This window comes from Aeromonas sp. Prich7-2, assembly GCF_017939255.1.
Classification (GTDB): domain Bacteria; phylum Pseudomonadota; class Gammaproteobacteria; order Enterobacterales; family Aeromonadaceae; genus Aeromonas; species Aeromonas caviae.
The window spans coordinates 15,320-29,415 of the sequence record NZ_JAGKRI010000063.1; the positions used below are offsets into that span (position 1 = coordinate 15,320).

Here is a 14,096-nt window from a genome sequence, read left to right on the forward strand (position 1 = left end):
TCCAATCAACAAGAGCGCCATAGGCGCTCTTTTGTTTTGGAACCCTGGCTCAGATCCCGGTCAGGGGCGGCGCCTTGAGACGGGGCCCCTGGTAACCCGTCACCTCGCCAAAGCGTGGATGACCGCTCTCCCAGTCGGCGGCGGCGGTGCGAATGGCCTCCTTGTCGACGCTCACGAAGTTCCACCAGATCTGCAGCGGTCTGGGCAGGGGCTCGCCGCCGATGAGCAGCAGCCGGGCGCCCGGGCGCAGGGTCAGCGCCACCTCCCGGTTGCCGGGGGGCAGGTAGAGCAGCTGCTCCGGGGCCAGGGCCTCCCCTGCGACGATGGTCTCCCCCGCGAGGGGAAAGAGGCCGTGCTCGAAGGCGAGGTCCAGGGGGAGGGTGATCTCGCCTCCCTCGGGGGCGTGCAGATCCAGCCCCAGAATGGGGGAGAAGTGCAGGGTGGGGGCGCGCTGGCTGCCGTGCTCGCCGATGAGCAGGGTGAGGGTGATCTCCCCTTGCTGCCAGCGGGGGAGCGTCGGGTAGTGATCGAAGCGGGGCGGGGTATGCTGATCCGCCTCTGGCAGGGCTATCCAGAGCTGGGCGGCGTGCAGATCGGGCTGGTTCGGGACCGACTCCTCGGTGTGGGCGATGCCCCGTCCTGCGGTCATCAGGTTCACCTGGCCCGGACGGATCACCTGCTTGCTGCCCAGGCTGTCCCGGTGGAGGATCTCCCCCTCCAGCATCCAGGTGAAGGTCTGCAGGGCGATGTGGGGGTGGGGCCCCACATCCATGCCGGGGGCGCCGGGGGCAAAGCGGGTCGGGCCGATATGATCGAGAAAACACCAGGGCCCGATGGTGCGCCGCTCCTTGACCGGGATGGCGCGAGCCACCGGGATGCCGCCCACATCGGTGAGGCGGGAGGCAATGCGTTGCCACTGTTGTGTCATGGGGTGCTCCTTGTCGAGGAAAAGGTTGGCGCGCGCAGGCCGCAGCGTCTGCCGGAAGTTGGACATGCCGTCTCGCCCGGTGCCGGTGAGTGATGCCGAGGTTACTATGCCCCAATCCGGCGCCGGATGGCAAAGACGGGGCACAGCGCCTGCCCTGAGGGCCCAGCCCGGCAATTGCAGCCGGGTACTGTATGAACGTACAATAGTCCCATCCCACTCTTGAGCCCGACCACCTGCATGACCGACATCCAGCCCCTCCCTCCCGTGACCCCGCCGCTCGACGGCTTCATCCTGACCCGCCATGGTCGGGATGTGCAGGGGCGTACCGAGATCGTGATGTGGCTCTGGAGCGCACAGGGACCGGTACGGGTGGTGGTGCCGGGGCAGGAGCCGGTCTTCTTCCTGCCGGAACGCCACCTGGAGGAGGCGGCCGAGCTTTTCAAGGGGGCCGGGGTGAGGGGGCGTTTTCGCCGCCTCCCCATGCACACCTTCGAGGGGAGCCGGGTGGTGGGCTGCTACTTTGCCACCCTGAGCGCCTTTCACCGCGCCATCGAGCTGCTGCTCATCCGCGGATTGGAGCACTTCGAGGCGGATATCCGCCTGCCCGAGCGCTTTCTCATGGAGCGCTTCATCACCGCCGGGATGCGCTTTGACGGCAAGGCGAGGCGAAAGGGGGGCAGGCAGGGTTACTGGGAGGTAAACGAGGCGCGCTGTGCGCCGCAGGCGGTGACGCCGACCCTCTCCTGGGTCTCCCTGGACGTGGAGTGCGCCATGGATGGCACCCTCTTCTCGGTGGGGCTCCATAGCGAAGAGGACGCGCGGGTCATCATGATTGGTGCCCCGGAGCCGGACTCGCAGGACTGGGAGACCCCCGTCGAGTGGGTGGCGGACGAGCCTGCCCTGCTCGGTGCCCTGGAGGGCTGGTTCAGCCTGCACGATCCCGATCTCGTCATCGGCTGGAACGTGGTGAATTTCGACTTTCGCCTGCTGCTGCGCCGCGCCGAACTCCACAAGCGGTGGTTGCGGCTCGGGCGCGGGCGGGAGCTCTGCTTCTGGCGCTCGTCCCGAAACGACCCCCAGAGCGGCAACGTCATCATCCCGGGGCGCATGGTGCTGGACGGCATCGATACCCTCAAGAGCGCCACCTGGCAGTTCCCGAGCTACAGCCTGGATGCGGTGGCGAGCGAGCTGCTCGGGCGGGGCAAGGACATCGAGGACGTGGCCAACCGGGGGGAGAAGATCACCGAGCTGTTCCACTCCGACAAGGAGGCGCTGGCCCGCTACAACCTGGAAGATTGCAGGCTGGTGTGGGAGATCTTCGATTTCTGCCACCTCATCCCCTTCGCCATCGAGCGCGCCTCCCTCACCGGTCTCGAGCTCGACCGGGTGGGCGGGTCGGTGGCGGCGTTCACCAACCTCTATCTGCCACGGCTGCACCGCGGTGGCTATGTGGCGCCCAACCTGCCGGCTGACGGCGGGCTCGCAAGCCCCGGCGGCTATGTGATGGACTCCAAGCCGGGGCTCTATCGCCACGTGCTGGTGCTCGACTTCAAGAGCCTCTATCCCAGCATCATCCGCACCTTCTGCATCGACCCCATGGGGCTGGTGGAGGGGCTCAAACACCCGGATAACGCCATTCCAGGCTTTCGCGGCGCCCTGTTCTCCCGAACCCGCCACTTCCTGCCGGATCTCATCGCCACCCTGTGGGCGGCGCGGGATCGGGCCAAGGCCGCCAGTAACAAGGCCCTCTCCCAGGCCATCAAGATCATCATGAACTCCTTCTACGGGGTGCTGGGGTCGGGGGGCTGCCGCTTCTATGACCCGAGGCTCGCCTCCTCCATCACCTTGCGGGGCCACGGCATCATGCAGCAGACCCGGGAGTGGATAGAGGCAGAAGGGTTCGAGGTGATCTATGGGGACACCGACTCCACCTTCGTGCACCTGGGGAGCGATATCCGTCTCGAACAGGCGGACGAGATTGGCCAGCGACTGGCGAAGATGATCAACGACAACTGGGCCGCGCTGATCAGGCGGGAGTTCGACCTGCCGAGCCATCTGGAGATCCAGTACGAGACTCACTACCGCCGTTTCCTGATGCCCACCATTCGCGGGCTGGAGAAGGGGAGCAAGAAACGCTATGCGGGGCTGGTGGGCGAAGGGGAAGGGGAGCACCTGGTGTTCAAGGGGCTGGAGACGGTGCGCACCGACTGGACACCCCTTGCCAAGGCATTCCAGACCCGGCTCTACGAAATGGTGTTCCACGACCAGGATCCCAGCAGCTATGTGCGCACCATGGTGGACGAGACCCGGGCGGGCCGTCACGACGATCTGCTCATCTACCGCAAGCGGCTGCGCCAGAAACTCGAGGAATATCAGAAGAACGTGCCGCCCCATGTGCGGGCGGCGCGCCTGGCGGACGAGGAGAACCTGCGCCGCGGCCTGCCCCAGCGCTATCAGCACAGGGGCACCATCGCCTACCTGATGACCTTGAACGGCCCCGAGCCTTTGGAGTACCGGCGCAGCGCCGTCGACTACGAGCACTACATCGACAAGCAGCTCAGGCCCATCGCCGACGCCATCCTTCCCTTTGTGGGGGAGTCGTTCGAGCGGATCTGCGGCCAGCAGCTCGATCTCTTCTGACGAAGCGAGGTAAACGCGGCGGCCATGGCACGACAATGGCGGCCCGTGGGCCAGAGGGGACAGGAGGCAGATGACGGGGGAGAGCGGGTGTCAGAGCCGACCAATGCAAAAAGCCCGCTATCAAGCGGGCTTTTCAAATCTGGTGCGTCCTAGTGGATTCGAACCACCGACCCCCACCATGTCAAGGTGATGCTCTAACCAGCTGAGCTAAGGACGCAGGGTGCGCAAGGCGACTTTGTGTGTCATTGCAGGGGAGTGGTGGGTTTAATTGGATTCGAACCAACGACCCCTACCATGTCAAGGTAGTGCTCTAACCAACTGAGCTATAAACCCACATCTGTGTTCAACCGGATTCGAACCAACGACATTGCCTACGCCATGTCAAAGTACTGTTCTAACCGACTGAGCTATAAACCCACATCAAATTCATATCTGCAATTTATTCAAACTGTTATGGTGCGTCCTAGTGGATTCGAACCACCGACCCCCACCATGTCAAGGTGATGCTCTAACCAGCTGAGCTAAGGACGCATAACAGGGTTTCGTGATGGTGCGTCCTAGTGGATTCGAACCACCGACCCCCACCATGTCAAGGTGGTGCTCTAACCAGCTGAGCTAAGGACGCATCACGAAAAGTGGTGGGTTTAATTGGATTCGAACCAACGACCCCTACCATGTCAAGGTAGTGCTCTAACCAACTGAGCTATAAACCCACTTCATAAACCGGGCTGAAGACCCGTTTTATCCCGCCAGCACTGCTGGCGTGGTCGGCATACTACCCATGGCCCCCAAGGCTGTCAACAAGGGACATGCACAAAGGAGACTGTTTGCCCAGTTCTTGTGCAGCCTGTTGATTTTACAGGCGAGCCGCCCCAAAAGTGCGGCTCCCCGTGCCCCTGGCCGCGCCCTATTGCGCCCGGGAGAGGGCGGTGCAGGCCGCGGGGCTGGCGAAGCGGCCGTAGATGACGCGCAGCCGCGCGCCCAGCATCAGGGCGGCGGAGGTGAGACCGACGATGAAGCCTATCCAGAAGCCCTGCGGGCCCATGCGCGGTACCACCCAGTCGGTCAGCCCCAGGATCATGCCGGTGGGCAGACCCAGCCCCCAATAGGCGACGATGGTGACGTAGAAGATGGCCTGGGTATCCTTGTAACCGCGCAGGGCTGCCGCGGCCACCACCTGCACCGAATCGGAGATCTGGTAGATGGCGGCGAAGAAGAGCAGGGTGGCGGCGAGGCCGATCACCTGCAGGTCGTCGGTGTAGATCCCCGCGATGGGGTCGCGCAGCAGCACGGTGAGGGCGGCGGTCGCGGCGGCGACTCCCATGCCCAGCATCAGGCCGGTGCGGGCGGCGACCCTGGCCTGATCCGGTTGACCTTCCCCTATGTTGTGACCGACCCGGATGGTCACGCCGACACCGATGGAGAGGGGCAGCATGAAGACCAGGCTGGAGAAGTTGAGCGCAATCTGGTGACTCGCCACCGTCTCCGCGCCGAAGGGGGCCAGCATCAGGGCGACCACAGTAAACAGGGTCACCTCGCAGAAGATGGCCATGGCGATGGGGAACCCCAGGCGAAACAGGCGCCAGATCCGGCTGCCGTTGGGGCGTGCCAGCTGGGCGAACAGGTTGATGCGCTTGAAGTGGGCAGAGCACTTCACATAGACGATCATCGCCAGCAGCATGGCCCAGAGCACGATGGCAGTGGCCACGCCGCAGCCGACGCCGCCGAGTTTCGGCATGCCGAAGTGGCCGTGAATGAAGATGTAGTTGGCGGGGATGTTGACCGCGAGCCCCACGAAACCGATCACCATGGTCGGCATGGTGTGGGAGAGCCCCTCACTGAAGTTGCGCAGCACCTGGAACATCACGAAGGCGGGCAGGCCCCACAGGATGGCGTGCAGGTAGCCGGCAGTCTTGGCCGCCATGACGGGATCCACGTCCATGAATTGCAGTGCCAGGGGGCTGAAGTAGAGTGCCACCATGGCGATGGGCGTGACGATGAGGGCGAGCCAGAAGCCCTGGTGCACGGCGGGGCGCACCTCGTCCTGCTTGCGAGCGCCGTTGAGCTGGGAAACGATGGGGGTGAGGGCCATGATGATGCCCTGCACCAGCAAGATGATCGGCAACCAGAAGCTGGACGCCACCGACACGGCGGCCAGATCCACGGCGCTCACCTGTCCCGCCATCACGGTATCGACGAAGTTCATGGCGATCTGGGCCACCTGGGCGACTAGAATGGGGCTGGCTAGACGAACGAGCTGCTTCGCCTCGGACCAATAACGTTGCACTGACACCTCCGAGTGGATCAGATAAAAGAGAAAGAGCGGGCAAGAGAGATGGGCTTTTGCCTCCTCGTCCTGAGGAGACAAAATGCGGGGGTGTCATTCTAGCCTGAAAAACCGCCAACGGGGAAGGTCGGCGGCAGATTTGTAGCCGGGATCAGGCGTCTTCGTGATCGCTGATCAGCAGGTTGGCCGCGGCATAGGCCGCCTGCTCGCGCAGATCCTCTGGTACCCGCTCGTCGGAGGCCACGGCGTTGAGCGCCCGTATGCTGGCGGCGATGGCCTGGGGCACATAACCCTGCTCGCCGGAGCCAATCTGGTTGTAGGCGATGCGAATGGCTTCACAGCATTGATATACCTGCATTTTTGTTTCCTCATTCAGTCTGGATTGATTGGGGTCACTATAGCGATCGCGCTTCTCCTTGTCAGCCGGCACCCTTGTCTTGCAAGGTGGCCGGGGGTAACCTGCCGACAATTTTCACAGCCTGGAGAGACTCATGTTCACCGGCATCGTACAAGGGACCGCCGAACTGGTGGCCATCGATTCACTGCCCAATTTTCGCACCCACGTGATCCGCATGCCGAGCCCGGCCTGGGGCGAGGGGCTGGCCCTGGGGGCCTCGGTGGCCCACAACGGCTGCTGCCTGACCGTCACCCGGGTGGAGGGGGATCTGGTCAGCTTCGATCTGATGCAGGAGACTCTGCGCCTCACCAACCTTGGGCAACTGGTGGTGGGTGACAAGGTCAACGTGGAGCGGGCCGCCCGCTTTGGGGACGAGATTGGCGGCCATGCCATGTCCGGCCACATCATGGGGACGGCCGAGGTGACCTCGGTCATCGACACCCCCAACAACCGCCAGGTGTGGTATCGCCTCGATCCTGCGCTGATGAAGTACGTGCTGACCAAGGGCTACATCGGCATCGACGGCATCAGCCTCACCGTGGGCGAGGTGCGCGCCAGCGAGTTCTGCGTCAACCTGATCCCCGAGACCCTGGCCCGCACCAATCTGGGCTGGGTCAAGGCCGGCTGGCGGACCAACATCGAGATTGACCCCCAGACCCAGGCCATCGTCGACACGGTGGAGCGGGTGCTGGCGGCGCGCCAGTAACCACCTGAGCGCTGCCCCCAGGGTTCGAAGAGGAGGGCGGCATCACGGGAAAGGCGCCCTCTTGTGGAAGAGGCGCCGCCCCAGGGCCTTGGAGACTTCTCTATGTTTGTCGTGACATTGACTTATGTGAAACCGCTGGCGGAGATCGATGCCCTGATCCCGGCCCACATTGCGTGGCTGGAGCGGCAGTATGCCGCAGGCCATTTTCTGGCATCCGGGCGTCAGGTACCCCGAGTCGGGGGCGTCATACTGGCGCAGGGCGTGAGCCGAGACGCCCTGGAGGCGATGCTGGCAGAGGATCCCTTCAAACAGGCAGAGGCGGCCGATTATCAGGTGGTGGAGTTTGTTCCGACCATGACGTCGGCGAAGGCGGCGTGCTTGAGGGAGGCGTGACCCAGCCTGACGACGGCACCAGAACAAACGGGACCCACAGGGTCCCGTTTGTTTTTGTCTGTGTCTGGACAGGGGGATTCAGAACAGCTGCTCGTCGTCAGCATCCACGAAGAGTTGCAGGCAGTCGCGGGCTTCATCCCGGTGCAGCCGCAGATGGATGGGGTTGCAGCAGGCCATGCAATCTTCGTAGAACTCCTGATCCCCCTGGCTGGCATCCAGCTCGACCCGGGTGTGGTGGCCGCAGTGGGGGCAGACGATACGCTTGCTGGTGTATTCGATCATGGTGACCTCCTCGGGCCCGTGGGCCGTCTCTGTGCTCCTGCTGATTCTAGTCGCCACAGGGCGGCGCAACCGCGAGCAAGCGCACGTTTATGAGCGGGATAAAGGGAGGCTGGAGGTCAGTCCGCCAGGGTGTTGCCTACTTGACCCAGCCGGCCAGCATCTCTGCGTTCAGCTCGGCAAGAGAGCGCAGCTCGTGGTTGGCGATGGCCAGACGGGGATCGCCGACCAGCGCCGGGTCCGGCACGATCAGCGCCGTCATGGAGGCTGCCTTGGCCGCCAGCAGGCCGGTGAAGCTGTCCTCAATGGCGAGACAGTGCACAGGCTCGACGCCGAGCTTCTCGGCGGCGTGGATATAGACATCCGGGTGGGGTTTGCCAAAGCGCTCCACCTCGGCGGAGTGGACCGCCATGAAACGGTCCTGGATGCCGAGTTTGCCGAGCACCGCCTCGACCATGGCAAACGGTGAGGAGGTGGCGAGCCCGATCTTGAGCCCTTGGGCCTCGATGAGGTCGAGGGCTTCCAGCACCCCGGCCTTGGGCTGTCCCTCTTGCAGGATGAGCGCGATCACCTGATCCAGGATGCGCTGTACTACCTTTTCCTGGCTGGGGCTGCTCCAGGGGCGGATCCGGTACCAGTGGGCCACCAGCTGATCGATGCGCACCCCTATGGTGGAGTTGCAGTCCTCCTCGGTGTGGAAGTGGCCCAGTTCGGCGAAGACGGCCATCTGTGCCCGTTGCCAGAAGGGTTCCGAGTCGATCAGAACACCATCCATATCGAAGATCACGGCAGTTAACATCTTGTACTCCTGACATAGGTGAAGGGGGGATTATAAGCCTGGTGCTTCAATGGGAAAGGGGCAGTCACCTGCCCCTTGCGCCGGATCACGCAGATAAACGTTTGTTTTTGCGTGGTAAAGCGGATTGCCTAGAACAGTACTTCTACCCGGGCTGCCACCGTCTTGGCCTGCTCCACGGCTTCCTGGCAATCCTGCCCACGGGCGAGCGCCACCCCGAGGCGACGACGACCGGCGATCTCCGGCTTGCCAAAGAGACGCAACTGGGCACCCGGCACCAGGGCCAGTGCCTCGCCAATCCCCTGATAGCGGATATCCTGGCTGTGGCCTTCCCGCAGCACCACGGCAGAGGCGCTCGGACCGTACTGGGTGATGGTGCCGACGGGCAGCCCCAGGATGGCGCGCACGTGCAGGGCGAACTCGGAGAGATCCTGGGAGATCAGGGTCACCATGCCGGTGTCGTGGGGGCGGGGGGAGACTTCGCTGAACCACACCTCGTCACCCCTGATGAAGAGCTCGACCCCGAACAGACCGTAGCCGCCAAGGGCTTCGACCACCTTGGCCGCCACCTCCTTGGAGCGGGCCAGGGCCAGCTCGCTCATGGCCTGGGGCTGCCAGGATTCGCGGTAGTCGCCATCCTCCTGACGATGGCCGATAGGCTCGCAGAAGTGGATGCCATCGACGGCGCGCACCGTGAGCAGGGTGATCTCGTACTCGAAAGGAACGAAGCCTTCGACAATCACCTTGCCACGACCGGCACGGCCCCCCTCCTGGGCATAGGTCCAGCTTTCATCCAGCCTGGCGAGGTCGCGCAGCAGGCTCTGCCCCTTGCCGGAGGAGCTCATCACCGGTTTTACCACGCAGGGCAAGCCGATGGCCTCGACGGCGGCCACAAACTCCTCCTTGCTCTGGGCAAAGCGGTAGGCAGAGGTGGGCAGTCCCAGGGTTTCGGCGGCGAGGCGACGGATCCCCTCCCGGTTCATGGTGAGCTGGGTGGCGCGGGCATTGGGCACCACCTTGACCCCTTCCTGCTCGAGGGCGGCCAGGGTGTCGGTGGCGATGGCTTCAATCTCGGGGATGATGAGGTCGGGCTTGACCTCGGCCACCAGGGCGCGCAGGGCGGCACCATCCAGCATGTCCAGCACGCGGGCCTGGTGGGCCACCTGCATGGCGGGGGCGTTGGCATAGCGGTCGGCGGCGATCACCTCGATACCGAGCCGCTGCAGCTCGATGGCGACCTCCTTGCCGAGTTCGCCTGATCCCAGCAGCAGGGCGCGGGTCGCAGTGGGGCGGGTGGCGGTTCCAAACATCTGATCTCTCCTGAGGTCGGTGGTCAGCAGGGCTGATCCGGGTGAGCAAAAAAAGAGGCACGCATGGCGTACCTCAGGAAGTGGGTGGGTGGGCGCGCTGCTCCAGATGGGTGAGCAGGGTGATGGCGCCGATGATGATGGCCGCCCCCAGCCACAAGCGACCGGGGGGCGCCCAGCCAAATACCAGCCAGCCGGCCAGCACGTTCATGGGCAGCTTGGCAAAATCGAAAGGTTGCACGAAGGAGGCCTCCGCCACGCTGTAGGCGCGGGCGATGGACATCTGGGCCAGTGCCGACAGTACGCCCGAGGCGGCCACCAGCAGCCACTGGGTTTCGCTCGGCCACTGCCATTCAGGGATCGCCAGCATGGCGTTGAACGGGGTGCTGAAGACGAGCAGGTAGACGACGATGGTGTGGGACGACTCGCTGGCCGCCTGATAGCGCACCAGCAAGGAGTAGCCTGCCCAGAAGAGGGCGGCCGCCACCGGCAGCAGGGAGGCCAGGGTGAAGTCGTCGGTCCAGGGAGCCAGGATCAGCATGGCGCCCACAAACCCCGCCAGGGTCGCGAGAATGCGGGCCCGGCTCACCTGCTCTTTGAGAAAGAGGGCTGATCCCAGGGTGGCAAACAGGGGGGAGGTCATCAAGAGCGCGATCCCCTGCCAGATGGGGACGGGGACCGCCAGGGCCCAGAGCCAGAACTGGATGCCGGTCACCGCCAGGGCGACCCGCAGCAGGTGCAGGCGCAGCTGGTTCGTCATCAGGGACTGGCGCAGACCGTGGCGCACCAGCCAGGGCAGCAGGCAGACCAGGGCGATCAGATATTGGTGAAAGGCGACCTGGGTCGAGGGGAGGCCGAGCGTGAAGCTGACATACTGGCTCAGGCTGTTGACGGCGGCGAAGCAGAGGCCTGCCACCATCATCCAGACGGCGCCGGCAAAGGGGGAGTGCCTGCGGGAGGAGGTCATGAGATCCGGATCACGTACAAAAAGTGCGGCGGATCATAACGGCAATCGTTTGTCATGCCAAGGGTGCGGAGTTTGATGAGCCCCTCTCTGCCGAGGAAATGCACAGACATCAAATTTTTTGAATGACTTGAGCATCTATTTTCGCTATCAGGCTTTAATGCCAGTCTTTATAGTGACCTCCATCGACAGCCTGGCTGTTCAATTGACAATCAAATGGAGTTTCACCATGGCCAATATCCTCGTTCTGAAGTCCAGCATCCTGGGCCAGTATTCCCAATCCAACGCCCTGATCGACGGCTACCTGGCCGAGCGCCAGGGTGACACCATCCAGGTACGCGATCTGGCGACCCTGAACCTGCCGGTGCTGGACGGCGAGCTGGCCATGGGCCTGCGTGGTGGCGAGAACCTGAACGAGCGTCAGCAAGCGGTGCTGGCCCAGTCCGACGAGCTGGTCGCCGAGCTCAAGGCGAGCGATCTGGTGATCATCGCGGCCCCCATGTACAACTTCAACATCCCGACCCAGCTGAAGAACTGGATCGATCTGGTGGCCCGTGCCGGCGTGACCTTCCGTTACACCGAGACCGGTCCGGTCGGCCTGGTGGAGAACACCCGCGCCCTGGTGGTCAGCCCCCGTGGCGGCATGCACGTGGGCAATGCCACCGACCTGGTGACCCCCTACATGCGTACCGTGCTGGGCTTCATCGGCATCAACGAAGTGGACTTCATCTATGCCGAAGGCATGGGCATGGGGCCGGAGGCGCAAGCCAAGGGGATCGAGCAGGCCAAGGAGCAGCTGGAAACCCTGGCTTACTGATGCGACTCGGGGCCTTGGCCCCCAGTATCCTGAAACAACAACGCAGCCCTCGGGCTGCGTTGTTGTTTTTGCGCAGGCATCACGCTCTGGCGTCGTTATTCGCGCAGGAAGTGGCGGCAGCCGCTGCCGACCATCAGAAAGACCGCCACGAGGGAGGCCAGCAGCAGGGTGGTGAGCCACTGCTCGGCGCTGGTGGGGACCTGGGGAAGGAAGAGGCTGATCACCAGCAATGTGCAGAGGGTGATCAGGCTGGTTGGTCGAATGAGGCGCATCATGGGTCATCCTTGGCTGCGGGTGGTGAACAAGAGGCTAACCGCGGTCTGTGACAACAAGATGTATCCATACCTCTTGCGAACATCAACGGACCGGGTAGCCACCACCTTAGCAGCTTTTGCCGACGGAGCCAGCGGCATGGGTCGGGTTGTGATCCGGATCCCTATCTGAACTGCTTCTGATCTTCCTGATAGTGGAAATCGCCGCTGGCCAGCCTGGCGACCAGGGCCTCCTTGTCGAGATCCTGCGCCCGGCAAAGATCATCGAGATCCTCGTAGTGATCACGCAGCTGCATGTTGACCAGGCTCAGCAGCATGTTGACATCCATGGTGGCAAAGTTGTTTAGCTTCATGAGGGTTGCTCGTTGTCCAGCAGGTGAAGTTGTTCGATGGCATCGCTGACGCTCTGCAGGTGCAGGCGAATGCTCTGACGCGCCTCGGCCGGTAGATAGTCGGTGAGGGTGTGCTGCCAGCTTCCCGCCTCCGTCTTGAGCTGCTGGAACAGGGTGAGCCCCGCCGGGGTGAAGGAGACCAGGCTGATGCGCTTGTCCTGCACGCTGTTCTCGGTGAACAGGATGCCTTTCTCCACCAGACGATGGATCTCGCGGGAGATCCGTACCTTGTCCATGCCGCTCGCCTCCACCAGTTCCTTCTGGCTGATGGGGTAGTGGGGGCCGAGCACCATCATCAGGCGCCACTGGGGCACGGTGAGTTGGTACCGCTGCTGATAAAACTGTTCAAAGGTATCGCGCACCATCTCAGCGGCGTGAACCAGCTGATAAGGAGGGTAGTGCGCGAGCAGCTCAATGATCTTCGACATATGACATCCTGCTGTGGCGGCTGCATCGGGTGCAGTTTCTCTTGATACTTTGGCCTTGATGATACGTAACACAGGGGCATTTGTCTGACCAGTCACCAGAAAAATGTGCGTTTGCGCACGTGTTCTGTCATCGAATCGGCAATTGGGGTCTCAACTGGCCTGCTTGCCCGCACTCTTTCGCAGCCATATCAAGGCGTTGTGGGTCAGCCAGGCCTCGCGACTCTGCAAGGCGTAGAGCGCCGCCTCGTCACGGCTGCCTCCCTGCCAGCGGCGAGGCTCCTGCTTGGGCAAGCGGCGCTGGCCCAGCAAAGTGGCGGGCACATGGGGATTGACCTCCATTGCCGCCGCCAGATGAGGGCGCGCCGCCGCTTCCCCTTCGCAGACAAAGCTCATCAAGGCCTTGTTGTAAAGCAGCCAGCAGGAGGCTTCATCAAAGCGCACCAGCAGTTGTTGCAGGGCATCCCATTCCCCTTGCCAGGCATAGAGGGTGGAGAGGGGGTGGCGGCAAGCGGGCTCGTCGGCGCGACAGAGGGCGAGCAGGGCCAGGTACTCATCCCGTGCCTGCCCAAGCTGCCCAAGTCGCAGCAGGCAATCGGCTCGACCGGCCCTGGCCGCGATCAGAGGGCGTGCCTCGGGGACCTGCCAGCCATGGCCCGCGTGGGCTTGCCAGAATGCCTCATCGAACAGGAGGTTGGCATCGGCAATGATGCGCTCGAACCAGCCAAGGCGAGCGAGGGGATCGCGGCTCTCTGCCGCCAGCTCGAACCACTGCTGCCACTGGCGAGTCTGCTCGTTGTCCAGGGACGGGCTCTCTTCAGGCTCGGCCTCGTAGTGATCCTGGCCGAGCAGGAGGTTGAGGGCCGTCTTCATCTGCTGGCGTTGACGCTTGCAAAAATCGAGGAAGGGGGGCTCGCTGGCCGTAGCCTGGTGCAGCATCATGGCCATGGGCTTGTCGCGAAACAGGCAGAGCTCGGCCACCAGGCTGAAGCGATAGCGGGTCGCCGGATCGTTCAGGTCGGTCGGCGCCGGCCAGCAGGCTACCCCCTGACTGAAGCCATAGCTCCATTAGCCCAGAGGATGGCGCTTGTCAAACACCTGCTCCGGGTTGTCGGTAGAGAGGCGACACTGGCTCGGCAGGGCCAGCTGCGCGTCGTCGGCCTGGGCTTCCAGCTCGGCGATCAGGTGATGCAGCGCCTCGGCACTCTTCTCGTCCAGCGCCGCATCATGAGGCAGCAGGCCGGCCAGCGGATCTTGCCAGTCGGGGGCTACGGGCCCCGCCAGACGGGCGCACAGGAAGCCGTGCAGGGCGGGGTAACTCATCTCCTGCTGGCTGTGGGTCTGGATCCATCTTAAATGCGAAAGGGGACTCCCTCCGACGTAGGTGGGAGGGGAATTTCGCCGGGGCGTCAGCCCCGCTGGTTTTGAATGTATTGCTTGATCACCTCTAACGGCGCACCGCCGCAAGAGCCCACAAAGTAAGAGCATGACCA

Annotated in this window: 15 protein-coding genes, 5 tRNA genes and 1 pseudogene; 4 read left to right on the forward strand and 17 right to left on the reverse strand. The window is 63.5% G+C overall.

Annotated elements, in window-relative coordinates; translation table 11 throughout:
- Positions 1 to 49: 49 nt before the first annotated feature.
- Positions 50 to 928, reverse strand: a complete 879-nt coding sequence (locus J9892_RS12610; RefSeq protein WP_210538447.1) for a pirin family protein — start codon at positions 926 to 928, stop codon at positions 50 to 52.
- A 237-nt stretch (positions 929 to 1,165) separates the two neighbouring features.
- Here J9892_RS12610 and J9892_RS12615 point away from each other — a divergent pair, with 237 nt between their 5' ends.
- Positions 1,166 to 3,568: a DNA polymerase II gene (locus J9892_RS12615; RefSeq protein ID WP_113725375.1), complete on the forward strand. Its 2,403-nt coding sequence runs from the start codon at positions 1,166 to 1,168 to the stop codon at positions 3,566 to 3,568.
- Positions 3,569 to 3,708: 140 nt separating this feature from the next.
- Here the strand turns inward: J9892_RS12615 and J9892_RS12620 are convergent.
- The 7 genes from J9892_RS12620 to J9892_RS12650 all read right to left on the reverse strand — a co-directional run bounded on the left by J9892_RS12620 (position 3,709) and on the right by J9892_RS12650 (position 6,213).
- Positions 3,709 to 3,785: transfer RNA gene (locus J9892_RS12620), tRNA-Val, on the reverse strand.
- 39 nt (positions 3,786 to 3,824) lie between these two features.
- A tRNA-Val gene (locus tag J9892_RS12625) sits at positions 3,825 to 3,901 on the reverse strand.
- Positions 3,902 to 4,022: 121 nt separating this feature from the next.
- A tRNA-Val gene (locus J9892_RS12630) sits at positions 4,023 to 4,099 on the reverse strand.
- Between the two features lie 17 nt (positions 4,100 to 4,116).
- Positions 4,117 to 4,193, reverse strand: a tRNA-Val gene (locus J9892_RS12635).
- 11 nt (positions 4,194 to 4,204) lie between these two features.
- Positions 4,205 to 4,281 (reverse strand) — tRNA-Val (locus J9892_RS12640).
- A gap of 194 nt (positions 4,282 to 4,475) precedes the next feature.
- Complete coding sequence (locus tag J9892_RS12645) at positions 4,476 to 5,855, reverse strand: MATE family efflux transporter (protein ID WP_029314480.1); 1,380 nt, start codon at positions 5,853 to 5,855, stop codon at positions 4,476 to 4,478.
- 151 nt (positions 5,856 to 6,006) lie between these two features.
- Positions 6,007 to 6,213: a YaeP family protein gene (locus tag J9892_RS12650; protein WP_113725377.1), complete on the reverse strand. Its 207-nt coding sequence runs from the start codon at positions 6,211 to 6,213 to the stop codon at positions 6,007 to 6,009.
- Between the two features lie 133 nt (positions 6,214 to 6,346).
- Between J9892_RS12650 and J9892_RS12655 the strand changes: the two genes are divergently transcribed.
- Complete coding sequence (locus J9892_RS12655) at positions 6,347 to 6,958, forward strand: riboflavin synthase (RefSeq protein WP_039039091.1); 612 nt, start codon at positions 6,347 to 6,349, stop codon at positions 6,956 to 6,958.
- A 102-nt stretch (positions 6,959 to 7,060) separates the two neighbouring features.
- Positions 7,061 to 7,351, forward strand: a complete 291-nt coding sequence (locus J9892_RS12660; protein ID WP_043155979.1) for a YciI family protein — start codon at positions 7,061 to 7,063, stop codon at positions 7,349 to 7,351.
- A 78-nt stretch (positions 7,352 to 7,429) separates the two neighbouring features.
- On the opposite strand, the gene J9892_RS12665 is transcribed toward J9892_RS12660, so the two are convergent.
- The 4 genes from J9892_RS12665 to J9892_RS12680 form a co-directional block, all read right to left on the reverse strand.
- Positions 7,430 to 7,633 carry a CPXCG motif-containing cysteine-rich protein gene (locus J9892_RS12665; protein WP_005336871.1) on the reverse strand — a complete coding sequence of 68 codons (204 nt, stop codon included), beginning with the start codon at positions 7,631 to 7,633 and terminating at the stop codon, positions 7,430 to 7,432.
- A gap of 136 nt (positions 7,634 to 7,769) precedes the next feature.
- On the reverse strand, positions 7,770 to 8,429 hold the full coding sequence (hxpB, locus tag J9892_RS12670) for a hexitol phosphatase HxpB (protein ID WP_113725379.1): 660 nt from the start codon (positions 8,427 to 8,429) through the stop codon (positions 7,770 to 7,772).
- A 128-nt stretch (positions 8,430 to 8,557) separates the two neighbouring features.
- On the reverse strand, positions 8,558 to 9,736 hold the full coding sequence (purT, locus tag J9892_RS12675; protein ID WP_041211381.1) for a formate-dependent phosphoribosylglycinamide formyltransferase: 1,179 nt from the start codon (positions 9,734 to 9,736) through the stop codon (positions 8,558 to 8,560).
- 73 nt (positions 9,737 to 9,809) lie between these two features.
- The gene (locus tag J9892_RS12680; protein WP_041211382.1) at positions 9,810 to 10,700 is read right to left on the reverse strand and encodes a DMT family transporter; all 891 of its coding nucleotides are present in this window, start codon (positions 10,698 to 10,700) and stop codon (positions 9,810 to 9,812) included.
- A gap of 226 nt (positions 10,701 to 10,926) precedes the next feature.
- Between J9892_RS12680 and J9892_RS12685 the strand changes: the two genes are divergently transcribed.
- Positions 10,927 to 11,514, forward strand: coding sequence for an FMN-dependent NADH-azoreductase (locus tag J9892_RS12685; protein ID WP_039039094.1), 588 nt, complete (start codon positions 10,927 to 10,929; stop codon positions 11,512 to 11,514).
- 95 nt (positions 11,515 to 11,609) lie between these two features.
- Here the strand turns inward: J9892_RS12685 and J9892_RS12690 are convergent, their stop codons facing one another.
- From J9892_RS12690 to J9892_RS12710, 5 genes and pseudogenes are all read right to left on the reverse strand, one after another.
- A complete protein-coding gene (locus tag J9892_RS12690; RefSeq protein ID WP_049636389.1) occupies positions 11,610 to 11,789 on the reverse strand; it encodes a hypothetical protein in 180 nt (59 codons plus the stop codon).
- 161 nt (positions 11,790 to 11,950) lie between these two features.
- Positions 11,951 to 12,139: a DUF4250 domain-containing protein gene (locus tag J9892_RS12695; protein ID WP_043155974.1), complete on the reverse strand. Its 189-nt coding sequence runs from the start codon at positions 12,137 to 12,139 to the stop codon at positions 11,951 to 11,953.
- On the reverse strand, positions 12,136 to 12,606 hold the full coding sequence (locus J9892_RS12700) for a MarR family winged helix-turn-helix transcriptional regulator (RefSeq protein WP_010674639.1): 471 nt from the start codon (positions 12,604 to 12,606) through the stop codon (positions 12,136 to 12,138). The genes J9892_RS12695 and J9892_RS12700 overlap by 4 nt, the downstream gene beginning before the upstream one ends.
- Positions 12,607 to 12,756: 150 nt before the next feature.
- A pseudogene (locus tag J9892_RS12705) lies at positions 12,757 to 13,926 on the reverse strand (UPF0149 family protein).
- A gap of 86 nt (positions 13,927 to 14,012) precedes the next feature.
- Positions 14,013 to 14,096, reverse strand: an 84-nt coding sequence (locus tag J9892_RS12710; RefSeq protein WP_210538448.1) for a transposase, incomplete at its 5' end; no start/stop codon positions are given.